The sequence below is a fragment of the Streptomyces sp. Wb2n-11 genome, assembly GCF_001049855.1.
Lineage (GTDB): Bacteria > Actinomycetota > Actinomycetes > Streptomycetales > Streptomycetaceae > Streptomyces > Streptomyces altiplanensis.
Genome location: NZ_CVPB01000001.1, coordinates 1,415,509 through 1,439,772, shown reverse-complemented (window position 1 = coordinate 1,439,772; position 24,264 = coordinate 1,415,509). Strand labels below are relative to the sequence as shown.

Annotated in this window: 24 protein-coding genes and 1 pseudogene; 10 read left to right on the top strand and 15 right to left on the bottom strand. The window is 73.5% G+C overall.

What is annotated here, in order from left to right:
• Positions 1-89: 89 nt before the first annotated feature.
• The 3 genes from BN1555_RS06385 to BN1555_RS06375 all read right to left on the bottom strand — a co-directional run bounded on the left by BN1555_RS06385 (position 90) and on the right by BN1555_RS06375 (position 3,108).
• Positions 90-1,370 carry a ribonuclease D gene (locus tag BN1555_RS06385; protein ID WP_093798473.1) on the bottom strand — a complete coding sequence of 427 codons (1,281 nt, stop codon included), beginning with the start codon at positions 1,368-1,370 and terminating at the stop codon, positions 90-92.
• A 179-nt stretch (positions 1,371-1,549) separates the two neighbouring features.
• Positions 1,550-2,212 (bottom strand): helix-turn-helix transcriptional regulator, encoded by a 663-nt coding sequence (locus BN1555_RS06380; protein WP_093798472.1) that lies wholly within the window; start codon positions 2,210-2,212, stop codon positions 1,550-1,552.
• A gap of 230 nt (positions 2,213-2,442) precedes the next feature.
• Entirely contained in the window at positions 2,443-3,108 is a 666-nt protein-coding gene (locus BN1555_RS06375; RefSeq protein WP_093798471.1) for a DUF3000 domain-containing protein, read from the bottom strand.
• Positions 3,109-3,222: 114 nt separating this feature from the next.
• On the opposite strand from BN1555_RS06375, the gene hemE reads away from it, so the two are divergent.
• Positions 3,223-4,269: a uroporphyrinogen decarboxylase gene (gene hemE / locus BN1555_RS06370; protein WP_093798470.1), complete on the top strand. Its 1,047-nt coding sequence runs from the start codon at positions 3,223-3,225 to the stop codon at positions 4,267-4,269.
• Positions 4,270-4,359: 90 nt separating this feature from the next.
• On the opposite strand, the gene BN1555_RS06365 is transcribed toward hemE, so the two are convergent.
• Together BN1555_RS06365 and BN1555_RS06360 are read right to left on the bottom strand one after the other, a co-directional pair.
• Complete coding sequence (locus BN1555_RS06365) at positions 4,360-5,763, bottom strand: FAD-dependent oxidoreductase (protein WP_093798469.1); 1,404 nt, start codon at positions 5,761-5,763, stop codon at positions 4,360-4,362.
• Positions 5,764-5,799: 36 nt separating this feature from the next.
• Positions 5,800-6,801: a DUF4349 domain-containing protein gene (locus BN1555_RS06360; protein ID WP_093798468.1), complete on the bottom strand. Its 1,002-nt coding sequence runs from the start codon at positions 6,799-6,801 to the stop codon at positions 5,800-5,802.
• Between the two features lie 27 nt (positions 6,802-6,828).
• On the opposite strand from BN1555_RS06360, the gene hemG reads away from it, so the two are divergent.
• Together hemG and hemQ are read left to right on the top strand one after the other, a co-directional pair.
• A complete protein-coding gene (hemG, locus tag BN1555_RS06355) occupies positions 6,829-8,358 on the top strand; it encodes a protoporphyrinogen oxidase (protein ID WP_369688950.1) in 1,530 nt (509 codons plus the stop codon).
• Positions 8,359-8,362: 4 nt separating this feature from the next.
• Positions 8,363-9,094: a hydrogen peroxide-dependent heme synthase gene (hemQ, locus tag BN1555_RS06350; protein WP_093798466.1), complete on the top strand. Its 732-nt coding sequence runs from the start codon at positions 8,363-8,365 to the stop codon at positions 9,092-9,094.
• 30 nt (positions 9,095-9,124) lie between these two features.
• Here the strand turns inward: hemQ and BN1555_RS06345 are convergent, their stop codons facing one another.
• The 5 genes from BN1555_RS06345 to BN1555_RS06325 form a co-directional block, all read right to left on the bottom strand.
• Positions 9,125-10,729, bottom strand: coding sequence for an alpha/beta hydrolase (locus BN1555_RS06345; protein ID WP_093798465.1), 1,605 nt, complete (start codon positions 10,727-10,729; stop codon positions 9,125-9,127).
• Positions 10,730-10,887: 158 nt separating this feature from the next.
• Positions 10,888-11,922, bottom strand: a complete 1,035-nt coding sequence (locus BN1555_RS06340; RefSeq protein ID WP_107081062.1) for a TIGR04222 domain-containing membrane protein — start codon at positions 11,920-11,922, stop codon at positions 10,888-10,890.
• 7 nt (positions 11,923-11,929) lie between these two features.
• Positions 11,930-13,318, bottom strand: a complete 1,389-nt coding sequence (locus BN1555_RS06335) for an MbnB/TglH/ChrH family RiPP precursor modification enzyme (RefSeq protein ID WP_093798464.1) — start codon at positions 13,316-13,318, stop codon at positions 11,930-11,932.
• Positions 13,319-13,408: 90 nt separating this feature from the next.
• Positions 13,409-14,194 (bottom strand): DUF4142 domain-containing protein, encoded by a 786-nt coding sequence (locus BN1555_RS06330; protein WP_176710251.1) that lies wholly within the window; start codon positions 14,192-14,194, stop codon positions 13,409-13,411.
• 135 nt (positions 14,195-14,329) lie between these two features.
• The gene (locus BN1555_RS06325; RefSeq protein ID WP_093798462.1) at positions 14,330-15,178 is read right to left on the bottom strand and encodes a peptidyl-tRNA hydrolase; all 849 of its coding nucleotides are present in this window, start codon (positions 15,176-15,178) and stop codon (positions 14,330-14,332) included.
• On the opposite strand from BN1555_RS06325, the gene BN1555_RS06320 reads away from it, so the two are divergent.
• The 5 genes from BN1555_RS06320 to BN1555_RS06305 are packed head-to-tail and all read left to right on the top strand — an operon-like array spanning position 15,177 to position 18,258.
• Positions 15,177-15,854, top strand: coding sequence for an AIM24 family protein (locus BN1555_RS06320; RefSeq protein WP_093803232.1), 678 nt, complete (start codon positions 15,177-15,179; stop codon positions 15,852-15,854). The genes BN1555_RS06325 and BN1555_RS06320 overlap by 2 nt on opposite strands.
• Positions 15,855-15,859: 5 nt before the next feature.
• Positions 15,860-16,849, top strand: a complete 990-nt coding sequence (locus BN1555_RS06315) for an ATP-binding cassette domain-containing protein (protein WP_093803233.1) — start codon at positions 15,860-15,862, stop codon at positions 16,847-16,849.
• Positions 16,846-17,514, top strand: coding sequence for an ABC transporter (locus tag BN1555_RS06310; protein WP_093798461.1), 669 nt, complete (start codon positions 16,846-16,848; stop codon positions 17,512-17,514). The genes BN1555_RS06315 and BN1555_RS06310 overlap by 4 nt, the downstream gene beginning before the upstream one ends.
• 14 nt (positions 17,515-17,528) lie before the next feature.
• Complete coding sequence (locus BN1555_RS38860) at positions 17,529-17,666, top strand: hypothetical protein (protein WP_176709970.1); 138 nt, start codon at positions 17,529-17,531, stop codon at positions 17,664-17,666.
• A 40-nt stretch (positions 17,667-17,706) separates the two neighbouring features.
• Entirely contained in the window at positions 17,707-18,258 is a 552-nt protein-coding gene (locus BN1555_RS06305) for a GNAT family N-acetyltransferase (protein WP_255305906.1), read from the top strand.
• On the opposite strand, the gene BN1555_RS06300 is transcribed toward BN1555_RS06305, so the two are convergent.
• Positions 18,245-19,114, bottom strand: coding sequence for a polysaccharide deacetylase family protein (locus tag BN1555_RS06300; RefSeq protein WP_093798460.1), 870 nt, complete (start codon positions 19,112-19,114; stop codon positions 18,245-18,247). The genes BN1555_RS06305 and BN1555_RS06300 overlap by 14 nt on opposite strands.
• Positions 19,115-19,153: 39 nt before the next feature.
• Positions 19,154-19,540 (bottom strand): annotated as a pseudogene (locus BN1555_RS06295) (MATE family efflux transporter); the annotation flags it as partial.
• 144 nt (positions 19,541-19,684) lie between these two features.
• On the opposite strand from BN1555_RS06295, the gene BN1555_RS06290 reads away from it, so the two are divergent.
• Positions 19,685-20,203 (top strand): ATP-binding cassette domain-containing protein, encoded by a 519-nt coding sequence (locus BN1555_RS06290; RefSeq protein WP_255305905.1) that lies wholly within the window; start codon positions 19,685-19,687, stop codon positions 20,201-20,203.
• A gap of 40 nt (positions 20,204-20,243) precedes the next feature.
• Here the strand turns inward: BN1555_RS06290 and BN1555_RS06285 are convergent, their stop codons facing one another.
• The 3 genes from BN1555_RS06285 to zapE all read right to left on the bottom strand — a co-directional run bounded on the left by BN1555_RS06285 (position 20,244) and on the right by zapE (position 23,338).
• The gene (locus tag BN1555_RS06285; RefSeq protein ID WP_093798458.1) at positions 20,244-21,647 is read right to left on the bottom strand and encodes an alkaline phosphatase PhoX; all 1,404 of its coding nucleotides are present in this window, start codon (positions 21,645-21,647) and stop codon (positions 20,244-20,246) included.
• A gap of 128 nt (positions 21,648-21,775) precedes the next feature.
• Entirely contained in the window at positions 21,776-22,201 is a 426-nt protein-coding gene (locus tag BN1555_RS06280) for an OsmC family protein (RefSeq protein ID WP_093798457.1), read from the bottom strand.
• Positions 22,202-22,240: 39 nt separating this feature from the next.
• On the bottom strand, positions 22,241-23,338 hold the full coding sequence (zapE, locus tag BN1555_RS06275; protein WP_093798456.1) for a cell division protein ZapE: 1,098 nt from the start codon (positions 23,336-23,338) through the stop codon (positions 22,241-22,243).
• A gap of 37 nt (positions 23,339-23,375) precedes the next feature.
• On the opposite strand from zapE, the gene BN1555_RS06270 reads away from it, so the two are divergent.
• Positions 23,376-24,158, top strand: a complete 783-nt coding sequence (locus tag BN1555_RS06270; RefSeq protein ID WP_093803230.1) for a pyrimidine reductase family protein — start codon at positions 23,376-23,378, stop codon at positions 24,156-24,158.
• The last annotated feature ends 106 nt before the right edge of the window (positions 24,159-24,264 follow it).

Here is a 24,264-nt window from a genome sequence, read left to right as displayed (position 1 = left end):
CCACGGCGGGAGCGGTGAAGGTCACACGGAGAAGCCCCCGGCCGCGGACGGCCGGGGGCTTGCGCTCGGAACGGTCCGGCCGGCCGCGGTCAGGCGGCCGCCGTCGCTGCCAGCGCCTTGGTCAGCAGCGGAGCCACCAGCTCGATCTGCCACTGACGGGCGCCGTACGACGCCAGCGAAGCCGCCACCGCGTCCGGCGTCGCGTCCTTCGGCGGCTCCCAGCAGACCCGTCGCACCGTGTCCGGGGTGATCACGTTCTCCTGAGGCATCCTCAGCTCCTCGGCGAGCGCCGAGACCGCCGCCCGCGCGGCCGACAGCCGGGCCGCCGCCGTGGGGTCCTTGTCCGCCCAGGAACGCGGCGGGGGCGGGCCCGTCACCGCCGCTCCCGGCTGCGGGAGCTCCGATTCGGGCAGTGCCTTGGCGCGGTCGACGACCCCCTGCCACTGCTCCAGCTGCCGGCGTCCCATGCGGTGACCGAAGCCGGGCAGCGCGGACAGCGCCTGTACGTTCGCCGGCACGGCGAGGGCCGCCTCGACGATCGCGGTGTCGCTGAGCACCTTGCCGGGCGACACGTCACGCCGCTGGGCGATCCGGTCCCGGGCGTTCCACAGCTCCCGCACGATCGCCATCTGCCGCCGGCGGCGCACCTTGTGCATCCCCGACGTACGGCGCCACGGGTCCTTGCGGGGCGGTGCGGGCGGGGCCGACGCGATGGCGTCGAACTCCTGACGGGCCCACTCCAGCTTCCCCTGCCGGTCGAGTTCCTCCTCCAGCGCGTCCCGCAGGTCGACGAGCAGCTCCACGTCGAGCGCGGCGTAGCGCAGCCAGGGCTCGGGCAGCGGGCGGGTGGACCAGTCGACCGCGGAGTGGCCCTTCTCCAGGGCGTACCCGAGGACGGACTCGACCATCGCGCCCAGACCCACGCGCGGGAACCCCGCGAGCCTGCCCGCCAGCTCCGTGTCGAAGAGCCGGGTGGGCACCATGCCTATTTCGCGCAGGCACGGAAGGTCCTGCGTGGCGGCGTGGAGGATCCACTCGCTGTCGGCGAGGGCTTCCCCCAGGGCGGAGAGGTCGGGACAGCCGACCGGGTCGATGAGCGCGCTGCCCGCGCCTTCGCGGCGCAGCTGTACGAGGTAGGCCCGCTGCCCGTACCGGTATCCGGACGCCCGCTCGGCGTCGACGGCCACGGGGCCGGTGCCGCGGGCGAAAGCCGCGACGACTTCGTCGAGTGCCTCTTGGGTGGCAACCACCGGCGGAATGCCCTCGCGAGGCTCCAGCAAGGGAATCGGCGCCGTCTCGACGTCGACCGGGGGGGCGCCCCCGGGGTTTCGCAGGTCTGGCTCTGCTGCGGTCTCTTGGGCGTCGGTCACGCGTAAAGGGTATCTGTACGAGCGAACGCCTGACCTGCACTCGTCCTCGAAAGTGCGGGTGACCTGCGAAAACCAGTACCGGCACGAGGTCCCCCGGATGCGCCCTTCCCGGGCGCCGCAATGAGGGGCGCCCGCCGGCGGAACGTTCCGTCGGCGGGCGCGTGGGGGGTGTGGGCCGGTCAGTGGATGATGCCGGTGCGCAGCGCCACCGCGACCATCCCGGCACGGTCGCCCGTGCCGAGCTTGCGTGCGATACGGGCGAGGTGGCTCTTGACCGTCAGGGCGGAGAGCCCCATCGAGACACCGATCGCCTTGTTCGACTGGCCTTCCGCGACCAGTCTGAGCACCTCGACCTCGCGGCCGGAGAGCTCCCGGTAGCCGCCCGGGTGGCTCGGGGCACCCGGGGGGCGGCGCTGCATGCGTGCGGCCACGGCGCCGATGGGGGCGGCGCCGTGGCGGGTGGGGTGCCCGATGTTGTTGCGCGTACCGGTGACGACATAGCCCTTGACGCCGCCCGCGAGGGCGTTGCGTACGGCGCCGATGTCGTCGGCGGCGGAGAGGGCGAGCCCGTTGGGCCAGCCCGCGGCGCGGGTTTCGGACAGCAGGGTCAGCCCGGAACCGTCGGGCAGGTGGACGTCGGCAACGCAGATGTCGCGCGGGCTGCCGACGCGGGGACGTGCCTCCGCGATGGACGACGCCTCGATGACGTCACGTACTCCAAGGGCCCACAGATGGCGGGTGACGGTGGAGCGGACGCGCGGGTCGGCCACGACGACCATGGCCGTCGGCTTGTTAGGGCGGTAGGCGACCAGGCTTGCGGGCTGCTCGAGGAGAACGGACACCAGGCCTCCTGGGGGAGTGGCGGAACTCGCCGGCTCGGGGAAGTAGCCGGGGGAACCGTGCTGAAGGGTCATTGACCTCTTCGGCAGCGGTGCCGCTCTCCTTTAGGGAAAGATCACGATTTGGTGAGTAACAATTCGGGCAATTCGGATGCGTGATCGGTCGGGTGGAGAATCGCCCGTACGGCGCACGCAAAAGGGCGCGCCGTGCCGGCGCGCCCTCGCATCGCCTGCTAGGACACCTGTGGGCCCCGCCGCTGCGGCAGCGACACCACACCGGCGTCCACGGAACCCGGCCCCTGGACGGCCGCCGGAGGCAGCCCCGCGATCTGCGCCAGCAGGTCGCACCAGGCCGCCAGGTGCGCCGCCGTGTCCGGCACCCCGCCGCGCCCCTCGCGCGGCGTCCACGACGCCCTGATCTCGATCTGCGTCGCGGGCCTGCGCTCGGCCAGCCCGCCGAAGTAGTACGAGCCGGCCCGCGTCACGGTGCCGCTCGCCTCCGCGTACGACAGCCCGCGTGCCTCCAGAGCGCCCGTCAGCCAGGACCAGCTCACCTCGGGAAGCAGCGGATCGGACGCCATCTCCGGCTCCAGTTCCGCCCGTACGAGCGTCACCAGCCGGAACGTCCCGTGCCAGGCGTCGTGGCCCGCAGGGTCGTGCAGGAGTACGAGCCGGCCGTCCGCCAGGTCCTCGTCGTCGTGGACGACCGCCGCCTCCAGCGCGTACGCGTACGGCGCGAGCCGCTGGGGCGGGCGGGTCGGTTCCACCTCCAACCCGGGACGCAGGCGCGCCGAGCGCAGGGCGTCGACCGCCTGACGGAACGCGAGCGGAACGGAGTCGTCCCCCGCGCCGCCCCTGCCGTCAGCTTCATCCGAAAGTCGTCCCTGAGCCGGAGCCATGCGGGGAAGAGTAGGCGGAACGCGGGCCTCGCGCAGGGAAGGACACCCGCCCCGCGACAACCGCTTCGGCCCGCGTGCGAAGATTTGGACGTGAGTGCCAACGACCGCCGCCCCATGGACGGCCCGCAGAGCCAGACGTACGACTCGACCTTCCTGAAGGCGTGCAGGCGCGAGCCGGTGCCGCACACGCCGGTCTGGTTCATGCGGCAGGCGGGACGCTCGCTGCCGGAGTACCTGAAGGTACGCGAGGGCATTCCGATGCTGGAGTCGTGCATGCGGCCCGAGCTGGTCACCGAGATCACGCTGCAGCCCGTACGCCGCCACAACGTCGACGCGGCCATTTTCTTCAGCGACATCGTGGTGCCGCTCAAGGCCATCGGCATCGACCTCGACATCAAGCCCGGCGTCGGCCCCGTCATCGCCGAGCCGGTCCGCACCCGCGCCGATCTCGCCCGGCTGCGCGACCTGACGCCCGAGGACGTCACGTACGTCACCGAGGCGATCGGGATGCTCACGCGTGAGCTCGGCTCCACCCCGCTCATCGGGTTCGCGGGCGCGCCCTTCACCCTCGCGAGCTACCTCGTGGAGGGCGGCCCCTCGCGCAACCACGAGCACACCAAGGCCCTGATGTACGGCGACCCGCAGCTGTGGGCCGACCTCCTCGACCGGCTCGCGGAGATCACCGGGGCCTTCCTCAAGGTGCAGATCGAGGCGGGCGCGTCCGCCGTCCAGCTCTTCGACTCCTGGGTCGGGGCGCTCGCCCCCGCCGACTACACGCGCTCCGTGATGCCCGCGTCCGCGAAGGTCTTCGACGCGGTGGCGTCGTACGGGGTGCCGCGCATCCACTTCGGTGTGGGCACGGGCGAGCTGCTCGGGCTGATGGGCGAGGCCGGCGCGGATGTCGTCGGCGTCGACTGGCGGGTCCCGATGGACGAGGCCGCGCGCCGCGTCGGCCCCGGCAAGGCGCTCCAGGGCAACCTCGACCCCGCGGTCCTCTTCTCGACGCCGGACGCGGTCATGGCGAAGACGGACGAGGTGCTGGCCGCGGCGGCGGGCCTGGAGGGCCACATCTTCAACCTCGGTCACGGCGTCCTGCCGGCGACGGACCCCGACGCGCTGACCCGCCTGACGGAGTACGTCCACACGCGCACGGCGCGCTAGGGGCGGACGCCCGCGGCGGGGCTGTTCCCCTGCCGGGGGAAGGGGGGCGGGGGCCGGGCCTCCGCCCCCGGACGCTTTCCGGGCGTGTCCTCAAGCGCCGGACGGTGCCCCCCGGGCAGCTCCGGCCCGCACCGCCGCGACCGCCTTGCGGGCCGCCACCAGCACCGGGTCCCACACCGGGGAGAACGGCGGGGCGTAGCCCAGGTCCAGGGCCGTCATCTGGTCCACCGTCATGCCGGCGGTGAGCGCGACCGCCGCGATGTCGACGCGTTTGCCCGCCCCCTCGCGGCCGACGATCTGGACGCCGAGCAGCCGCCCCGTCCGGCGCTCCGCGGTCATCTTCACCGTCATCGGCGACGCGCCGGGGTAGTACCCGGCGCGGCTCGTGGACTCGATCGTCGCCGTCACGAACCGAAGCCCCTCCGCGCGCGCGTCCTTCTCGCGCAGGCCGGTGCGCGCGATCTCCAGGTCGCAGACCTTGCTGACCGCCGTACCGACCACACCGGGGAACGTCGCGTAGTCGCCGCCCACGTTCGCGCCGATCACCTGGCCGTGCTTGTTCGCGTGCGTACCGAGCGCGATGTGGCGGCGGCGGCCCGAGACGAGGTCGAGCACCTCGACGCAGTCGCCGCCCGCCCAGATGTTGTCGTGGCCCCTCACGCGCAGGGAGAGGTCGGTGACCAGGCCGCCGGACGCCCCGACCGGCAGCCCCGCCCCGCGTGCCAGCGTGGTCTCCGGTTCGACGCCGAGGCCGAGGACGACGACGTCCGCGGGGTAGGTGTCCCCGTCCGCGACGACCGCCCTGACGCGGCCGTCGTCGCCGGTGAGGATCTTGGTGACCTCGGCGCCGGAGACGGTCGTGATGCCCATGCCGTTCATCGCCTCGTGCACGAGGCGCCCCATGTCCGGGTCGAGGGTGGACATCGGCTGCTCGCTCCGGTTCAGGACGGTCACCTCGTACTCGCGGCCGACCAGCGCCTCCGCCATCTCGACGCCGATGTAGCCCGCCCCGACGACCACCGCGCGCCGCCCCCCGGTCCGCTCCAGGGAGTCGATCAGGGCCTGGCCGTCGTCGAGGGTCTGCACACCGTGCACGCCCGGGGCGTCGATGCCGGGCAGCGGCGGGCGGACGGGCCGGGCGCCGGTCGCGACGACCAGTTTGTCGAAGCCGGTCCAGGACTCGCCGCCCGATTCCAGGTCGCGCGAGCGGACCCGGCCGCCCGCCACGTCGATCTCGGTGACCTCGGTGCGGATCCGCAGGTCGATGTCGCGCGCGCGGTGCTCCTCGGGGGTACGGGCGATCAGCTCGTCCCGCTCCGTGACGGCTCCGCCGACCCAGTACGGGATGCCGCAGGCCGAGTACGACGTGAAGTGACCGCGCTCGAAGGCGACGATCTCCAGCTCGTCCGGGCCCTTGAGCCTGCGGGCCTGCGACGCGGCGGACATGCCCGCCGCGTCGCCGCCGATGACCACCAGTCGCTCCGCCGCTGCCATGACGTGTCCTCCCAGTCCGTACGTCCGAAGGACACGCTACGTGCGGGGCTGTTCCCGCGGCTCCTCCCGCTTCTTTTCCTGCGGCTCCCCGGCGGGCGCGGGCACGGCTACGGGCACGGGCACGGGTGCGGCCGTCCGCCGCTGCGGCAGACTGCCCCGCAGCAGCCGCCACAGGACGTACAGCAGGGCGAGCGCCGCGGCGAACGGGGCCACCGCGCCGAGCGCCATCGCGACCCACTTCAGGGTGATGACGAAGGCGTCCCAGCCGCCCCCGAGCGCGTCCGTGAAGCCGGGGCCGTCGTCCTCCTCCACGGCTTCCTCCGCCTCGGGCTCGGAGAGTTCGAGGGTGATGGTCGCCATGCTCGTACGGTCCTTGAGCGACGCCTGCCGGGCGAGGAGGGCCTCCAGCTCGGTCTGGCGGGTGTTCAGCTCGCCCTCCAGCATGACCACATCGCTGAGCGCGGTGGCCCGGTCCATCATGTCCCGTACGCGCGCGACGCTGGTGCGCTGCGACGTGATGCGGCTGTCGACGTCCACCACCTGCTCGGTGACGTCCTTGGCCTCGGCCTTGCGGTTCAGCAGCTTGCCGGTGCCGGAGAGTTCCTTCAGCACGGCGTCGTACTCCTCCTGCGGGACGCGCAGGACGATGCGGGAGTAGACGTGGCCGTCGTCGATCCGCTCGGTGGTCTCGCTGCCGACGATGCCCCCGGCGTTCTCGGCCGCCGTACGAGCCGTGGCGAGCGCCTTCGTGGCGTCGGCGACCTCGACCGAGAGCGTCGCGGTACGGATGACATGGGTCTTGGCGAGCGGTGGCTTCTTCGCCGCGGTCTCGCCGGCGGGCGCCTTCGCCCCCGAGTCGGCCGCGGCGCCGTCGCCGGGAGCCCGCTCCGCCCGCCCCCCGGCCGGAGCGTCGGCCGCGCTTTTGCCGCCGGCCTCGTCGTTGCCGGCGCCGCATCCGCCGAGTGCCAGCGAAGCGGTGAGCAGAGCGGTCGCAAGGACCTTGGAAGAACGGTGCCCGGACGTACGTGCTGCACGCATGTCGGTTCCCCCCGAACGTCGTGGTGGATGTTGCCGGTTCGACGTGCGGGACGGGGGAGGGGGTTGCCGTTTTCCGGTCCCGAAGCGGTCACGGTCAGGACTCGTTCCGGGTTTGAGAGAGTGGACCCCATGAACGTGGAACCTCGTACGGGCCGTGTCGTCGTCATCGGCGGCGGCATCTCCGGGCTCGCCGCCGCGCACCGGCTGGCCGGCGCCGGTGCGCGCGTGACCCTGCTGGAGGCGACGGACCGGCTCGGCGGCAAGCTCCTGGCGGGCGAGATCGCGGGCGCGCCCGTCGACCTGGGCGCCGAGTCGATGCTCGCCCGGCGCCCCGAGGCGGTCGCCCTGGCCCGTGCGGTGGGACTCGGCGACCGGCTCCAGCCGCCCGCCACCGCCACCGCGTCGCTGTGGAACCGGGGCACGCTCACCCCCATGCCCAAGGGCCACGTGATGGGCGTGCCGAGCGACCCGGCGGTGCTCGGCGGCGTCCTCTCCGAGGACGCCCTCGCCCGGATGCGCCGCGACCGCGAACTGCCGCGCACCGACGTCGGCGACGACATCGCGATCGGCGCGTACGTCGCGGCCCGTCTCGGCCGGGAGGTCGTCGACCGGCTGGTGGAGCCGCTGCTCGGCGGCGTGTACGCCGGTGATGTGTACCGGACGTCGATGCGCGCCGCCGTGCCGCAGCTCTTCGAGGCGGCGCGGGCGTACGACTCGCTCCTCGACGGCGTACGGGAGATCCAGCGGCGGGCGGGCGGGAAGCAGCAGGGCGGGCCCGTCTTCATGGGGATCGCGGGAGGCATCGGCACGCTGCCCGGCGCCGTCGCCGACGCCGTGCGCGCCCGGGGCGGCGAGATCCTCCTGCGCACGCCCGTGCTCGGGCTGACGCGTGACGCCGGCGGCTGGCAGGTGCGTACCGACGAGCGGGTGATCGCGGCCGACGCCGTCGTCCTCGCGGCCCCCGCCCGGTCCGCCGCCGCGCTGCTCGCCGCCGAGTCGCCGGCCGCGGCCGCCGAGCTGTCCGCCGTCGAGTACGCGTCGATGGCCCTGGTGACCATGGCGTTCCGGCGCCGGGACGTGGAGGCGATGCCCGAAGGGTCCGGCTTCCTGGTGCCGCCCGTGGACGGGCGGACCATCAAGGCCGCCACCTTCTCGACCCGCAAGTGGGGCTGGACGGACGCCTCCGCCCCCGACCTGTTCCTCCTGCGCACCTCCATCGGCCGGTACGGCGAGGAGGAGCACCTGCACCGCGAGGACGGTGAACTCGTCGACGTGTCCCTGGCGGACCTCGGCGCGGCGACCGGCCTCGCGGCCCGGCCCGTGGCCACCGAGGTGACCCGGTGGATCGGCGGCCTGCCGCAGTACCCCGTCGGCCACCCCGACCGGGTGGCGCGGGTGCGGGGCGAGGTCGCGAAGCTGCCGGGACTGCGGGTCTGCGGGGCGGCGTACGACGGTGTGGGCATCCCCGCGTGCATCGCGAGCGGCACGCGCGCGGCCGACGAGATCATGCTCACCCCGGACCCGGCGCGGGGCACGGATCACGGCACGGGAGAATAGGGACATGACTGATGCTCCGGAGACTGTGACATCCCCCCGAGGGCCGAACGCCGGCAAGAAGGCCAAGGACCTCAACGACGTCATCCGCTACACCCTGTGGTCCGTCTTCAAGCTGCGCGACGTGCTGCCCGAGGACCGCGCCGGCTTCGCCGACGAGGTCCAGGAGCTGTTCGACCAGCTCGCGGCCAAGGACGTCACCGTGCGCGGCACGTACGACGTGTCGGGGCTGCGCGCCGACGCGGACGTCATGATCTGGTGGCACGCGGAGACCGCGGACCAGCTCCAGGAGGCGTACAACCTCTTCCGCCGCACCAGGCTGGGCCGCACGCTGGAGCCGGTCTGGTCGAACATGGCGCTGCACCGCCCCGCCGAGTTCAACAAGTCGCACATCCCGGCCTTCCTGGCCGACGAGACGCCGCGCGACTACGTCAGCGTCTACCCCTTCGTGCGCTCGTACGACTGGTACCTGCTGCCCGACGAGGACCGTCGCCGCATGCTCGCCGACCACGGCAAGATGGCGCGCGGCTACCCGGACGTGCGCGCCAACACGGTCGCGTCGTTCTCGCTCGGCGACTACGAGTGGCTGCTGGCCTTCGAGGCCGACGAGCTCTACCGCATCGTCGACCTGATGCGTCACCTGCGCGCTTCCGAGGCCCGCATGTACGTGCGCGAAGAGGTGCCTTTCTACACTGGTCGGCGCAAGTCGGTCGCAGACCTGGTGGCGGGCCTCGCCTGAGCGGCGGCCCGCCACCCCCGACCCGGAAGATCAGACAGCGGGCACCGGCTCCTTCGCCACCGCCCGTTCGTCCAGCGACACCGGGTTCGGCTCCCGGTGCGGCGCGCACTGCGCGCGCCGCACCGGTGTCCGGCCGGTCAGGAGATACGTCTCCAGGTGACCGTTGACGCACGCGTTCTCGCCGCCGCCGATGCCGTGCGTGCCGGCGTCCCGCTCCGTGACCAGCACCGATCCGGCCAGCCGCCGCTGAAGCTCCAGCGCGCCCGGGTACGGCGTCGCCGCGTCCCGCTCGGCGGCCAGGATCAGCGTCGGGGGCAGTTCACCCGGCCCCGCACCGACGTCCAGGGGCTGCTGCCGCGGCGCGCTCCAGTAGGCGCACGGCAGGTTCATCCACACGTTGTCCCACGTCTCGAAGGGCGCGCGCAGCGCGAGCAGGCTGTTGTCGTGGTTCCACACCGGCCAGTCGGTCGGCCAGGGCGCGTCGTTGCACTCGACGGCGGTGTAGACGGCGTTGCCGTTCTCCTCGTCCCGCATCGCCTCGGGCCGGGGTGACGCCTGCTCGATCAGCGGCTTCGGATTGCCCTTCAGGTACTCCGAGAGGGCCGTGGCGCGCATCGCCCAGTAGTCGTCGTAGTAACCAGCGCTCAGCATCGCCGCCTGGAGCTCGCCGGGGCCCACGGTGCCGCCCGCCGGTTCGCGCGAGAGCCGGGCGCGCGCCTTCTCGTAGCTGAGCCGGACCTTGTCGGGCGTGGCGCCCAGGCGGTACGTCCGGTCGTGCTTGGCGACCCAGGTGCGGAAGTCCTTCCAGCGCCCCTCGAAGGCGAGCGACTGGTCGAGGTTGTTGCGGTACCAGATCTGGTGGGGGTCGGGGTTGACGGGCGAGTCGAAGACCATGCGGCGTACGTGGGAGGGGAAGAGCGTCGCGTACAGCGCGCCGAAGTAGGTGCCGTACGAGGCGCCCATGAAGGTCAGCTTCTTCTCGCCCAGCGCCGCCCGCAGCACGTCCAGGTCGCGGGCGTTGTTGAGCGAGGTGTAGTGGCGCAGCGCGCCGCCCGCCCTGCGGGCGCAGCCGTCGGCGTACGCCTTGGCCCGGGCGATCTGCTGCTGCTTGTAGGCGTGGGAGGGGTGCGTCGGGGACTGGCTGGGCGCCTCGGCGAAGTCCTCGGGGTCCTGGCAGGAGAGCGGGGCCGAGCGGCCGACGCCGCGCGGGGCGTAGCCGACGAGGTCGTACGCCGCGCCGGCCCGCTTCCACTCGGGCATCGCGCCCGCCATCGGGAAGTACATGCTGGAGGCGCCGGGGCCGCCGGGGTTGTAGACGAGCGCGCCCTGGCGTGCGGCGGGCTTTCCGGTCGCGCGGGCGCGGCTGACGGTCAGCGAGATCTGGCGGCCGCCGGGGTCGGCGTAGTCGAGGGGGACCTCGAAGGTGCCGCACTCGACGGGTGCGGGCAGGGCCTCGGCCTCGGGGCACGTACCGAAGGCGATGCCGGCGGCGGCCGCGCGCTGGGCGGCGAGCGCGGTGCCGCGGGCCTCGGGGGAGGCGGGGGGTTCGGCGCTGCCCGCCGGGGCGGCGACGAGGGGGGTCAGGGCCAGGGAGCCGAGGGATGCCAGGGCCCCGTACATCACCAGTGCTCTCATCGCGTTCCCTTCGTGCAGTTACATGACAAAAGGGATACTTCGTGGGGCGGTTGGCGAAGTAAAGCACCGGTGGGCGGTGTCGGGGTCAATGACCCCGACGAGCCGTGAGGGCGGCGCGCCCCCGCCGGACGGCGGGGAGAGCGGGGGTGCGCCGTCCGTCAGGATCCGCCTCCGCAGCTGGATCCGCCCCCGCCGCCGCAGCTGGACCCACCGCTGCTGCCGCAGCTGGATCCGCCGCCGCTGCCGCAGCTCGACCCGCCGGAGCCCCCCGATCCCGAGTCGTGCCCGGAGCCCGAACCGCCCGAGCCGGAGCCGCCCGAGCCGGAGCCGCAGCTCGAAGCACCGGAGCTGGAACCGGCGCACCAGACCACGGGCACCGTCGCGTACGCGGTGCTGTTGTCGCCGTTGGCCGGCGACGGCCTGCGGGAAGAGGCGCGGGCCATGCCGGGGGTCAGCCGCGCCGCCGTCCGCAACTGCTCCCACAGCACGCGGTCGGGCAGTGCCCGCAGGCCGTTCAGGGCGACCAGGTGGCCCACGTCGTACCGGTCCGCGTGCGCGGCCCGGTACGCCCTGACCGCCGCGCGGCCCGCAGGGGTGACCCTGGCCCCCGCCCGGGACGCGTTGACCGCGCCGCACACGATCCCCAGGACCAGGGCGGGCAGCGCCAGGAGGACGAACGGGGCGGAGGATTCCTCCAGGACCGACACCACCATCGTCACCACGAGGGTGACGGGCACCCCGAGGGCGCAGGCCACCAGCAGGGCGATGCTGCCGGAGCGCCACTTGCGGGCCGCCCGCGGCTCCACCATCAGGCCGCGGAACGCCAGGCTGTCACCGATCTCCTGAACCGTCGCGCTGCGCATCACCGCGTGGCGCAGGGTGTGCAGCGCTCCGTTGGGCGCGGCGGCGAGCTCCGCGAACACGGTCCGCTCCACCGGGTCGCGGGCGAGGGTGCTCTGCGCCGAGGCGATGCCGGGGCCGCCGATCGCGAGGCGGCCGTCGGAGTGCATCGTGGCGAGCGCGGTGTCCACGGCCCTGGAGGGGCCGCCGTTCAGGAACGCGACCTCCATGAGGTCGTGGGCGTGGGCGGGGCCGCCGGAGGACCGGCGCAGGGCCCGGACACCGAGGGTCAGCGTGAGGGAGGCAGCGACCACGGCGAGCGTGATCAGCAGGGCCGGGAGGGCCAGGGTCATCGGCGTGTCACTTCCTGAGGAGTGCGGCACGCGCCGCACGGACGAATCGGGTCGTGCGACGGGGCGGGCGCGGGGCCGCGCGGTCCTGCCACCAGTGGGTCAGGAGCCTGCGGGCGGCGTCGTTCCCGGGCCGACCGGTGGCCAGCAGGTGCTCGGCGAAGTCCAGCGCGTCGCGGCGGTGGCCGGACGTCATGGGGCGGGACGCGGCGTACGCGAGGAACGCGGCACGGTAGCCGCTCCCGAGGATCTCCGGCAGCTCCGGGGCGACCTTGGCCACGACGTCGGCCCGCTTGCCGGCGAGCGCGCGGCTCTGCACCCGCAGGCGCGCGGCGTCGAACCCGGCGGGGGCGGGAGCCCCGGCGACGAGCGCGGAGAGCAGCGCGGTCTGCGCGAGCGCGAGGCGCGTGCGGGCGGGGGCGCATTCGGGGCCGCCGCCGTCCCGGGCGCCGCCTTCGTCCGGAGCGTCCCGGTCCGGACCGGCGTCGGCGGCGCGTGCGGGACGGAGCGGTGCCGGGGCTCCGGCGCGGCCTCCGTCCGGCGGGCCGGGGGCCCTGCGCCCGGGGGTGAGGCGGCGCGGGGCCGCCAGGGCCGTGCGGATCCTGGTCAGCTCCCCGGCCAGTTCCTCCAGGGGCGGGAAGTTGTCGTCGCGTTCCAGGAGCACGCCCGGAGGGTCGGTGCGCGAGCGGAGGTCGGACAGGATGTCGAGGACCGGCCGGGACACCGGGTGGGCGTGTGTGTCGTGCCAGACGCCGTCCTTCTCGACGCCGCCCGCCACGTGGACGTAGGCGATCGCCTCCACCGGGAGCTCGTCCAGCGCGGCCGAAGGATCCTCGCCCCGGTTCACGTGGTTGGTGTGGAGGTTGGCCACGTCGATCAGGAGACGGACGCCGGTACGGGACACGAGCTCCGCCAGGAACTGGCCCTCCGTCATGTCCTCGTCCGGCCAGTTGACCAGCGCCGCGATGTTCTCCAGCGCCAGCGGCACCGGCAGGGAGTCCTGCGCGACGCGGACGTTCTCGCACAGCACGTCGAGGGCGTCCCAGGTGCGCGGCACCGGCAGCAGGTGCCCCGCCTCCAGACGCGGGCTCGCCGTGAGGGGGCCGCCCGCCCGTACGAACGCGATGTGCTCGGTGACCAGCGGGGCCCCCAGGGCATCGGCCGTCGCCGCCAGGTCCGCCAGCCGGCCCTCGTCCGGACGGTCGGCGCCGCCCAGGCCCAGCGAGACGCCGTGCGGGATCACCCGCGTGCCGCGTGCGCGCAGCCGGAGGAGGGAGTCGGGGAGGTGGCCGGGGCAGATGTTCTCCGCGACCGCCTCGACCCAGTCGATCCCGGGCAGCCGCTCCACCGCGTCGGCTGTCTCCGGCCGCCAGCCGATCCCCGTACCGAGACGTTCCATGGTTCCCCCTCCACCGCTTCGTGCAGGGGTAATGGCCCCGGCGGGCGGCGGCGAATCCGCGGGAGGGGACGTTCAGAGGTTGATTTGAGGTTACGGCGACGGGGCGGGGCGGTCCGTGTTGACCGCCGGGCTGCCGATCTCGCCCTCCGGCTGCGCGGAGGGCCGCGAGGTGAAGGTCTGGTCACCGGTCGGCTCCGCCGGCGGGGGCGACGGGACCGTGACCGAGCCGTCGGGCGGCGGGGGACCCGAGGGACTGGCGGTTGCGGTGCCCGCGGCCTCGTTCGCCAGGGCGTCGAAGTCGACCAGGCCGGTGGCCTCCAGCATGGTGATGTGGTCGAGGACGGTCTGGTTGGAGTCGCTCGCCAGCTGCCGGATGAGGCTGTTGCGGGTGGTGTGGCGGACCTGGGCTATCAGGGAGAAGACCTTGCCGTGCGCGTTGCGCAGGAGGTTGGCGAACTTCCGCTCGTACTCCTGCCCGCTCGCCGCCGACAGCTCCCTGAGCCAGCCCTGCTGCTGTTCGGTGGGCTGGTTGGGCAGCGGTACGCCGAGCTGGGCGGCCACCGTGCGGGCCCGCTTGTCGAGGTCGGTGTGGCCGACGACCAGGTGGTCGCCGGCCTCCTTCATCGCCTCGCTCGGGGCGCGCTCGATCGCCTGCTGGCCGGCGGGCAGCTCCCACAGGCCCGCCAGCCGCACCTTCACCAGCAGGTCCCGGTCGGTGGCGGAGAGCGGGCCCCACCGGGTCGCGACCGTGGAGGCGTTCAGATTGGCCTGGCCGGTGCCCGAACGGTCCGCGTAGGACCAGACGGGGAAGGCGAGCGCGCCGATGGTGGCGACAAGTGCCGCGATGACGAGCGCGGTTCCGTTGATACGTCGCAACAAGATGTCTCCCGGGCCGATACATGACACCGACGAACCAACCGTCTGCCGGACGGCCGGACAACCTGCTTGCAGGTATCCGTGGGTACGTGTGACGCATCCGACGCGTTCAACGGCGTACGGGAGAACCCCGGTTCAGGGACGCGGCGCCCCGCGCAGCGCCGGATGGTCCGCGACCACCGTGCAGGAGCCGGGCGCGATCTCGGTGAACCCCGCGTCCCGCACGACCGGCAGCCCGCTCGCGGTGAGCTCCCGCCACCGCCCGGCCTCGGACGTACGCACCGCGAGCGGGAAACCGGCGGCCTGCCACGCCTTTCGCTCCACCTCCGACAGCTCCCACCAGGCGAGCTGGGCTCCGTGGCCGGCCTGCGCCATCGCCTTGCCCGCCGACATGTCCAGATCCGGACTCAGCCACAGCACCGCGCCGCCGGCGGCGGCCGGGGCCGGGGGCTCCGGATCGTCCAGGTCCGTCCCCGAGACCTGGAGCTTCGCCAGCTCCTTGGGCCAGCCGTCCAGCGGCACGGGCGGGAAGACCCGCACCTCCGCCGCGCTCCTTGCGGCCTCTGCGTTCCCCGCGTTCCCCGTGACCGTGATGCCGGGCAGCGCGGACGCCTTGCGCCACTCCGCGCCGCGCGCCCGCCGCACCACCTTGCGGATCCGGGCGTCCTGCCAGAGCCGCACGGCCCCGGCCCATTCGCCCTCGCCCAGCGACCGCTCGTCGCAGAGCATCGTCAGCACCGCGCGGGCCGCGGTCTCCAGGGCGTCCGTACGGGCCGGCGGATCGGCCTTCTCGATGTGCACGACGAGGGGCAGCACGAACTGGGGGGCCTCGTCGCGCGCCGTCCGCTCGTGGCGGAAGGGACTGCCGGGGGTCTCGGGGATGCCGTTGTCGCTCACCCGGCCCAGTCTGCCAGCCGGGCCGGAGGACACCTCCTCCCGGACAGCTTGGCGGAACCAACGGCTCCGGGCGAGGATGCTCCGCATGAAGAGCGATCTTTTTGCCACAGAGAACATGGCGCAGCAGGCGACTGTCCCCGGAATGACCCTCCAGAACGCCAAGTCGGTGAAGTACGCGGTCAACGGAGAGATGCACGCCCGGCAGGGTTCGATGATCGCCTTCCGCGGCAACCTCCAGTTCGAGCGCAAGGGCCAGGGCATCGGCGGCATGCTCAAGCGCGCGGTGACCGGCGAGGGCCTGGCGTTGATGGCGGTGCGCGGCCAGGGCGAGGCGTGGTTCGCGCACGAGGCGCAGAACTGCTTCATCGTCGACATCGAGCAGGGCGACGCGCTCACCGTCAACGGCCGCAACGTGCTGTGCTTCGACGCGACCCTCTCCTACGAGATCAAGACGGTGAAGGGCGCCGGCATGACCGGTGGCGGCCTCTTCAACAGCCTCTTCACCGGATACGGCAAGCTCGCCGTGATCTGCGAGGGCAGCCCCATCGTGATCCCCGTGACCCAGCAGCAGCCGGTGTACGTCGACACCGACGCGGTGGTGGGCTGGAGTGCCCAGCTCAGCACGTCGCTGCACCGCTCGCAGTCGGTCGGCTCCATGATCCGGGGCGGCTCGGGCGAGGCGGTCCAGTTGATGCTCCAGGGCGACGGCTTCGTCATCGTCCGGCCGAGCGAGTTCAAGCCCGAGAAGCAGGCGTCCGGCTGACGGTGCTGAGACTCGTCGGAGTGGGCCGCCGGTACGGCGTCGGCGGCCCCTGGATCCTGCGCGGCGTGGACCTCGACCTCGGTCCCGGCTCCGGCCTGTCCGGACCGGTGCGGCGAGGGGGTGCCCTGGTGCGGGTCGAGGGCGCCAACGGCAGTGGGAAGTCGACGCTGCTGCGGCTGCTCGCGGGTATCGACGCGCCCACGGCCGGGCGGGTGGAGGGGCGGCCGCGCACGGCGTACGTCCCCGAACGCTTCCCGGCGGTGCTGCCGTTCACCGCCACCGGGTACCTCGTTCACCTCGGGCGGATCCACGGGCTGGAGCGGTCGGTGGCGCGGGACCGGGCCGGCGAGTGGCTGGAGCGGTTCGGGGCGGCGGGGTACGCCCGTACACCGCTGCCCGAGCTGTCCAAGGGCACCAGCCAGAAGGTCGCCGTGGCCCAGGCGCTCGTCGCGGAACCGGAGTTGCTCGTCCTGGACGAGGCGTGGACCGGGCTGGACGCGAGGGCCCGCGGCGAGCTGGACCGGGTGGTGGCCGAGCGGGTGGCGGCCGGCGCGACGGTGGTCTTCGTCGACCACGACGCGGGGCGCCTGGCGGGAGCGGTGGACGCGGTGCTCCGGGTCGGGGGCGGGGGAGTGGTGCGGGCGGCCGCCGCCGGCGCCGGTGCGGCCGCGTCCGGGACCCGGACGCGGATCGACGCGGTGGGCCCGGAGGGAGCGCCGCTGCCGGCCGGGCTGCCCGGAGCCCCGGAAGTGGTGCGCGGCCCGGACGGCGGCGTACGCCTGACGGTGCCGGCGGTGCACTCGGACGCGGTGCTGCGAGCGCTCCTGGGCGCCCGTCCGCCGTGGCACGTGCGAGGGGTGCTCTCCGCCGCCCCGGACCTCCGGGACGCCGGGCACGGTGACAGTGCCGCGCTGCCGGATGCGGCAGACGTGGCAGACGCGGCAGACGCCGACGGCGGAGGCTCTGCGCCGGTGGGGAGGCGGGCCGGGCGGTGAGTGCGCTTGTCCGGTATCAGGTGGCGCTGCTCCTGCGGTCGCAGCGGTGGCTGCCGCCCGTTCTGCTGTACGGGGTGTTCCTCGTCGTCGGGGTGCGGCCCGGGCAGCCGGTGCTCGACTCGCTCGGGTACGCCGCCGCCGGCCTGCTGCCCGTGACCGCCTGGCTCGTCCGGATCTGCACGGCCAACGAGCCGCCCGCCGCCCGCGACTGCGCCGCCGCGGCGACCTCGCCCGCGCGGGTTCACCTCGCGTGCCTGCTCGCCGCGCTGGGCGGCGCCGTCGTCCTCGGCGGGGTGGCCACCGCTGTGGTGGCGCTGATCAGCAAGGCGGCCAGTGGCGACGGGCGGGTGGCCGTTCTGCCGGGGCCGGCCGCGCTGGCGGGGCTGCTCGCCGTGCTGGTGTGCGCGCTCGTCGGGGCGGCGGTCGGCGCGCTGTGCACCCGGCCGCTGCTGCGCAGGCCCGGCTGGTCGGTGCCGGCCACCGCGCTCGGCGCGCTGCTGGCCCTGGTGGCCGCGGGATCGCCGGCGCGGTCCGCCGTCGCCGGCCTCGTCACGGGGTCGCGGACCGGAGCGGTGCACACTCCGGTGGTGCCGTTCGTCCTCGCCGCGCTGATCGCGGGCGGTGCGGCCGCGGTGGTCTGCGCGCTCAGTTCGCGGCGCGGCTGAGTAGGCTCGTACGCATGGACGAGAAGACCCCGCCGTACGCCGAATGTGTGCTGTGCCGGAAGCCGACCGAGTACCCGGAGTCGGTCAAGGGCGTCGTGTACTGCCCCGTCTGTGCATGGCAGGAGGCGCAGCGCACGGCCTGCTCGGGGTGAAATCCGGTGGACAGCGTGCCGGGGCCCCGGGATGATCCGCATGGTGACAGATCGGGACGAGCAGCAGATCCGCTTCGTGCGGCTGGACGGGGCGGTCATGACCGCCCTGCTGGACGGTGACCTGACCGGCGCGAGTGCCGGGGCCGGGGCCGCCCTGACCGGATTCTTCCTGACCGACAGCGCGTTGTGGCTGTGGCGCTACCGCCTCGGGCAGATGGCCGGCGATCCCGCGCGGGCGCACTGGTGCGAGCGGCTCGCGGTGTGCGGGCCCGGCGGCGCCGTCGTCGGGCACGGCGGGTTCCACGGACCGCCCGACGACCGGGGCATGGTCGAGATCGGCTACGCCGTCGACCCCGCCTTCCGCCGCCGGGGATACGCCAGGGCCACCCTCACCGAACTGCTGCGCCGGGCCGCCGCCGAGCCGGGTGTGACCACGGTCCGGGCGTCGATCCGGCCCGACAACGTGGCGTCCCTGGCCACCATCGCCGGCTTCGGCTTCACGGAGGCCGGCGAACTGTGGGACGAGGAGGACGGCATGGAGACGCTGTACGAAGTGCCGGCCCGTTCCCTCGGCTCCCTCAGCGCTCCATGAGCTCGGACACCTTCACGAAGCGGTAGCCGCGCTCGCGCAGCTCCGGCACGATCCGCAGGACCGCCTGCTCGGTCACCGGCGCCGCGCTGCGCGTGCAGTGCATCACCACCACCGAGCCCGGCCGCACACCCGCCAGGACCTGCTCGGCCACCGCTTCCCCGTCGCGCGCGAACGCGTCGCCGCTCACCACGTCCCACTGGACCGCCGTCACCTTCGCCGGGGCCAGTGCGCGCAGGGCCCCGTCGTCGTAACAGCCTCCGGGGAAACGGAAGTACGGGACGACGTTCCGCGCTCCCGCCTTGCGGAACGCTGCGAAGGCGCGCTCCACGTCGGTGCGCATCCGCTGCCCGGAGACCGTCGGCAGGCCGTAGCAGGGGGACGTGAAGGCGTGGTGGCTGTACGAGTGGTTGGCGATCTCGAAGAGCGGATCCCGCCCGATGGAGCGTGCCTGGTCCGGGTACTCCTCGGCCCAGCGCCCCGTCATGAAGACCGTCGCCGGCACCTTCAGCCTGCGCAGCGAGGCGATCAGGGCGGGGTTGTCGAAGTGCTCGCCGCCCGCGGCCCGCGGGCCCTGGTCCGCCGTCATGTCGGCGTCGAAGGTCAGCGCGACGGTTTTGGTACGGGTGTCGAAGGCGCGTTCGAAGACGGGGGTGAGACCGCCGGGGCCCGCCGCGAGGGTGGGTGGCGCGGCCCGCTCCGGTGACGGGGCGGGGGCGGGCTGCCCGGAGGCGGAGGAGGCGGAGGCCGATGGCTGGGTGGCGAGCGAGCCCCGTGACGCGCCGGTGCCGCTGCCGCACCCGACGAGAGCCGCGCCGAGTACGACCGCTGCTGCCGATCTTCGTACAAAAATGATCACTGACGGAAAATATACGATTATCTGCCAGGTTTCCGGTTGCTACGCGGGCGCTACTGCCGAACGGGTGCCGGTCCGGGCGGCGAGAGAGCTGGAGTACCGGCGCAGGAGCAGCGCGGCGGTGGTGGCCGGACCGGTGAGCAGGCCGAGCCAGATGCCCGGCGTGTCGAGCCCCAGGGGGTGGGCGAGGAGCCACGCCGCGGGGAGGCCGACCGCCCAGTAGCCGATCAGGGTGATGCGGAAACCGCTCTCCGTGTCGTCGAGGCCGCGCAGCAGCCCGACCCCGATGTTCTGCGCGCAGTCGAAGAACTGGAGGAAGGCCGTGACGACGAGCAACTGCGTGGCGATGGCCAGCGCCTGGTCCGAGCCGGAGTCCAGGAAGGGACGCAGGACGAGCCGGGGCGCGGTGAGATAGACGGCGCCCACGACGTCCGCTTCGCCGGCGGCGGACCGCAGGTCGGTGACGAGCTCCACGTCACTTCCGGGAAGTGGGCCCGCACCTGCTCGCGTACGGCGGCGATGCCGTCGGGGTGGGTGCCGGACAGCATCAGGCGGTCCAGGTCCGGCAGCGTGGTGAGCAGGAAGGGAAGCGCGGGGCGGCCCTGGGTGCCCGTACCGATGACGAGCGCGCTGCGGGCGCCGGGGACGGCGAGTTCGCGCGCCAGCCGCACCGTCGGCGAGACGCTCGGCCGCCCGCTGCGCCTGCACCGGCGGGCCGGCCGCCGCGAGGCCCCGGCCCGCGTCCTGGAGCTGCTGGCCCACGTCGGCCTGCCCGCCGGCTTCGCGGACCGCTACCCGCACGAACTCTCCGGCGGTCAGCGCCAGCGCGCGTCCATAGCCCGCGCGCTGGCGGCCGACGCCGACGTACTGGTCTGCGACGAGGTGACCTCGGCCCTCGACGACAGGACCGCGGACTCGGTCATGGACCTGCTCGAAGACCTGCGGGAAAGCCGCGGCCTCGCCCCGGTCCTCATCGGCCACGACCCGCGCCTGGTCGCGAACCGCACCGAAACCCTGCTCGTGCTGTCCGGAGGCCGGGCCGCCGGGTCGGGCCCGACCCGGCAGGTCCTGGGGGCGGGGATCGCCCGGTGACCGCCCGCGGCGCCCGCCGCGCGCCCGGCCTCCGCCCGGCTCAGTCGTCGAACGGGCCCGTCACGGCGAACGTCGTGCCCGGCGTGTAGCAGTTCACGTACATCGTCGAGCAGTCCGGCGAGAAGGTGACGCCCGCGAACTCGCCCCACTCGGGCTCCTCGGGCGTGCCGATGTTCTGCCGGCCGCGCGCCATCGCGTACACCTCGCCGCGCTTCGTCAGTCCGTACACGTGCTGCGCGCCGTTGCCGTCCTCGCACACCATCAGGCCGCCGCGGGGCGCGAGGCAGATGTTGTCGGGGGACTCGCCGGGCAGCTGGATGTCCGTACTCGGGCCGAAGACCACGACCAGGGTGAGGCGCCGCTTCTGGGGCTCGTACTTCCACACCTGCCCGAAGTGGTCCGCCGCCGACCCCTCCGAGCTGCGCGCGAAGCTGGAAACGAAGTAGACCGCCTTGTCGCCCCAGTAGCAGCCCTCCAGCTTCTGGGCGTGCGTGACGCCCTTGCGGCCGAAGTCCTGGAGCCGGATCGGCGTCCTCCTGGCCAGCGGGTCCGGTACGGGCACCCATTCGACGCCGCCGAAGCTCGCGCCGGTCTCCTGGACCGCCGACAGGTCGGGCAGGCCCGGAACGCGCATCGCCTCCAGCGCGCCGCCCGCGCGCAGCGAGCCGGTGCCGCCCAGCGGCTTCTCGGGCAGGAAGCGGTAGAAGAGGCCGAAGGGCCGGTCGAACGCGTCCTCGGTCTCGTACACGATGCCGCTCTTCGGATCGACGGCGATCGCCTCGTGCTGGAAGCGGCCCATCGCGGTGAGCGGGACGGCGCCGGTGCGGTGCGGGTCGGCCGGGTCGACTTCGAAGATGAAGCCGTGGTCCTTGGTGTAGCCGTTGGTGCCGGCCTTGTCCTCGTTCTCCTCGCAGGTGAGCCAGGTGTTCCAGGGGGTGGGCCCGCCCGCGCAGTTCACGGCCGTACCGGCGATGCCGACACGCTCGTCCTGGACGTTGTTGCGGCCGTCCAGGGCGAGGACCGTACAGCCGCCCTTGGCGGCCGGGTCGTAGGTCAGGCCCTCGACCGTCGGGACGCCGATCCTGGCGGTGTGCCGGTTCTCGTGGTTGCGGACGAGGTGGACGCGGCCGCGGTGACCTCTGAAGGCACTCATCCCGTCGTGGTTCGAGGGAACCCTGCCCTCGCCCGAGCGCAGTGGGCCGCCCTCCCGGGAGAGGACCTTGTAGCGGAAGCCCTCGGGCAGATCGAGCAGTCCGGCCGGATCGGGCACGAGCGGTCCGTAGCCGCTGCTGCCCAGTCCCCGGGCGGCGGCGGTACCGGCGAAGATCTCCGACAGCGACCCGGCGAAGGCGATGCCCGCGCCCAGGGCGCCCGTGCGGGCCAGCACTTGACGGCGTGACGCGGACGGCTTGGGGGACGCGGACGGTGCGGGCGATGAGGTCATGAGGTAACTCCCTGTTGGCGGACAGGAACGTTGTGACCCGCACGTGTGTACCACGCAAGTGATCTCGCGTGAACCATGCGGGCCACAACACCTCGGCCGGCGCGTCCGGACAACGCGCCCGCCCCGGATCAGACGAGCGACGCGGTCAGCGTGATCGTCGTGCCCGTCAGCGCCTGGCTGACCGGGCAGTTCGCCTTGGCGTCCTCGGCGGCCTTGACGAAGTCCGCCTCCTCCATGCCCGGGACCTCGCCCTCCACGGTGAGGTGGATCCCGGTGATGCCCTCGCCCGGCTGGAAGGTGACCTCGGCCTTGGTGTTCAGGCGGGTCGGTGCCGAACCGGCCTTGGCCAGCCCGTTGGAGAACGCCATGTTGAAGCAGCTGGAGTGGGCGGCGGCGATCAGCTCCTCGGGGCTGGTCTTGCCGTTCGCCTGCTCGGCGCGGGCCGGCCAGGAGACGGGGTACTCGCCGATGCCGGACGAGTCGAAGGTCACGGTGCCCGTGCCCTTGAGCAGGTCGCCCTCCCAGACGTTGTGTGCCTGGCGCGTGGTAGCCATATCGAAAGCCCTTCTCGCGGATGATGATCCAGGCCAAACCTACTGGGCGACCAGACCCTTTGCGTCGCGCGCCAGCGCGGTCAGCCGGGAGATCGCCCGGAAGTACTTCTTCCGGTAGCCGCCGTTCAGCATCTCTTCACTGAACAGCCGGTCGAACGGCAGCCCGGAGGCCAGCACCGGCACCTCCCGGTCGTACAGCCGGTCGGCGAGTACCACGAGCCGCAGTGCCGTCGACTGGTCGGGCACCGCGCGGACGTCGGTCAGACAGACCGCCCGCACCTCGTCCGTGAGCGCCCCGTACCGGCTCGGGTGGACCTTGGCGAGGTGGTCGAGCAGCAGGGGGAAGTGGTCGAGGCTGGCTCCCCCGGTGGCGTACGCCGCCTTGGTGACCTCCGCGTCGGAGTACGGCGAGGGGGCCTCGGGCAGCCCGCGGTGGCGGTAGTCCTCGCCGTCGATGCGCAGCGGCCGGAAGTGGGCCGACAGGCCCTGGATCTCGCGCAGGAAGTCGACGGCGGCGAAGCGGCCCTCGCCGAGCTTGCCGGGCAGGGTGTTGGAGGTGGCGGCGAGCGCGACGCCCGCCTCGACGAGCCGGCGCAGCAGTGAGGACACCAGCACCGTGTCGCCCGGGTCGTCGAGCTCGAATTCGTCGATGCACAGCAGGCGGTGCCCGCTCAGCGTCTGCACGGTCTGCTGGAAGCCGAGCGCGCCGACCAGGTTCGTCAGCTCCACGAAGGTGCCGAAGGCCTTGAGCTCGCGGGGTGCGGGCGTGGCGTGCCAGAGGGAGGCGAGGAGGTGGGTCTTGCCGACGCCGTACCCCCCGTCGAGGTAGACGCCGCGCGGCGCGGCGGGCGCGGCGGGCTTCTTCCCGAAACCGAACCAGCGCCGCTTGTCCCCGTCCGCCTCCGCGGCCCCGCCGAGACCGGCCGCGAAGGCGCTCAGCACCCGGACCGCCTCGGTCTGGCTCGGCTGGTTCGGGTCCGGTACGTACGTATCGAAGCGCACCGAGTCGAAGCGCGGCGGCGGCACCATCTCGGCGACCAGGCGGTCGGCGGGGACGTGCGGCTCGCGTGCGCACAGGGACAGGGGGGCCGCTTCGGCTATGGGAGCGGACCCATGAGCGGCGGTGGAGGACGACACGGGGCTCAAGTCTAGGCTCCGTGCCACACTGCACGACATGCGACGCCTGTTCCCTGTGACCGACGAGACACTCTCCCCCGCCTCCGCCGCCGAAGGCGAGTGGGGACTCGACGAGCTGGCCGACGCCTACGCGTATCCGAAGGAGCGCGGCCCGTCGGGAGCCTGGCTGCGGGCCAACATGGTCTCCTCGCTCGACGGGGCCGCCCAGCACGAGGGCCGCTCGCAGCCGATCTCCTCCGACACCGACATGCGGATCTTCGGCACGCTGCGGGCGCTCGCCGACGTGGTGGTCGTCGGCGCGGAAACGGTACGCCTGGAGGGGTACCGGCCGGCCCGCGCGCGCGACGCCTTCGCGGCGCGCAGGGCGGCGGCGGGACAGGGCCCCGCGCCCGCGATCGCGGTGGTCAGCGCGAGCCTGAACCTCGACTTCTCCCTTCCGCTCTTCACCTCGCCCCTCGTCCCCACCCTGGTGCTGACCGGCGCCACGGCGCCCCCCGACGGGATCCGCGCGGCCAGGGAAGCCGGGGCCGAGGTCCTGGTCGTGGGGGACGGTGCGGCGGTGGATCCGTCGCGCGCGGTGGAGGCGCTGGCGGAGCGGGGGATGACCCGGTTGCTGACCGAGGGCGGGCCGCGGCTGCTCGCGCAGTTCGTCACGGCCGGAGTGCTCGACGAGCTCTGTCTCACCGTCTCGCCCGTGCTCACGGCCGGCCGCGCGCAGCGGATCGCGGACGGGCCGGGGGTGGCGGTTCCGCAGCGGTTCGCACTGGCGTCCGTACTGGAAGAGGCCGGGTTCCTTTTCACCCAGTACCGTCGGTTCTGACAGGGGGTGGAATATCCCGTTCCACCCAGTTTCCGCCGGACACGCTTACTCACGTGCTTATGCAGACCCCGTGCGGGCACGGGGAAGGATGGTTTCCGCAGGGGGC

Bases quoted from the DNA above. Each gene is read 5' to 3' on its own strand.
- BN1555_RS06375 (WP_093798471.1), bottom strand. From the start codon at position 3,108: ATGGCTCCGGCTCAGGGACGACTTTCGGATGAAGCTGACGGCAGGGGC.
- hemE (WP_093798470.1), top strand. From the start codon at position 3,223: ATGGACGGCCCGCAGAGCCAGACGTACGACTCGACCTTCCTGAAGGCG.
- BN1555_RS06365 (WP_093798469.1), bottom strand. From the start codon at position 5,763: ATGGCAGCGGCGGAGCGACTGGTGGTCATCGGCGGCGACGCGGCGGGC.
- BN1555_RS06360 (WP_093798468.1), bottom strand. From the start codon at position 6,801: ATGCGTGCAGCACGTACGTCCGGGCACCGTTCTTCCAAGGTCCTTGCG.
- hemG (WP_369688950.1), top strand. From the start codon at position 6,829: ATGTTGCCGGTTCGACGTGCGGGACGGGGGAGGGGGTTGCCGTTTTCC.
- hemQ (WP_093798466.1), top strand. From the start codon at position 8,363: ATGACTGATGCTCCGGAGACTGTGACATCCCCCCGAGGGCCGAACGCC.
- BN1555_RS06345 (WP_093798465.1), bottom strand. From the start codon at position 10,729: ATGAGAGCACTGGTGATGTACGGGGCCCTGGCATCCCTCGGCTCCCTG.
- BN1555_RS06340 (WP_107081062.1), bottom strand. From the start codon at position 11,922: ATGACCCTGGCCCTCCCGGCCCTGCTGATCACGCTCGCCGTGGTCGCT.
- BN1555_RS06335 (WP_093798464.1), bottom strand. From the start codon at position 13,318: ATGGAACGTCTCGGTACGGGGATCGGCTGGCGGCCGGAGACAGCCGAC.
- BN1555_RS06320 (WP_093803232.1), top strand. From the start codon at position 15,177: ATGAAGAGCGATCTTTTTGCCACAGAGAACATGGCGCAGCAGGCGACT.
- BN1555_RS06325 (WP_093798462.1), bottom strand. From the start codon at position 15,178: ATGCGGAGCATCCTCGCCCGGAGCCGTTGGTTCCGCCAAGCTGTCCGG.
- BN1555_RS38860 (WP_176709970.1), top strand. From the start codon at position 17,529: ATGGACGAGAAGACCCCGCCGTACGCCGAATGTGTGCTGTGCCGGAAG.
- BN1555_RS06305 (WP_255305906.1), top strand. From the start codon at position 17,707: ATGGTGACAGATCGGGACGAGCAGCAGATCCGCTTCGTGCGGCTGGAC.
- BN1555_RS06285 (WP_093798458.1), bottom strand. From the start codon at position 21,647: ATGACCTCATCGCCCGCACCGTCCGCGTCCCCCAAGCCGTCCGCGTCA.
- BN1555_RS06280 (WP_093798457.1), bottom strand. From the start codon at position 22,201: ATGGCTACCACGCGCCAGGCACACAACGTCTGGGAGGGCGACCTGCTC.
- BN1555_RS06270 (WP_093803230.1), top strand. From the start codon at position 23,376: ATGCGACGCCTGTTCCCTGTGACCGACGAGACACTCTCCCCCGCCTCC.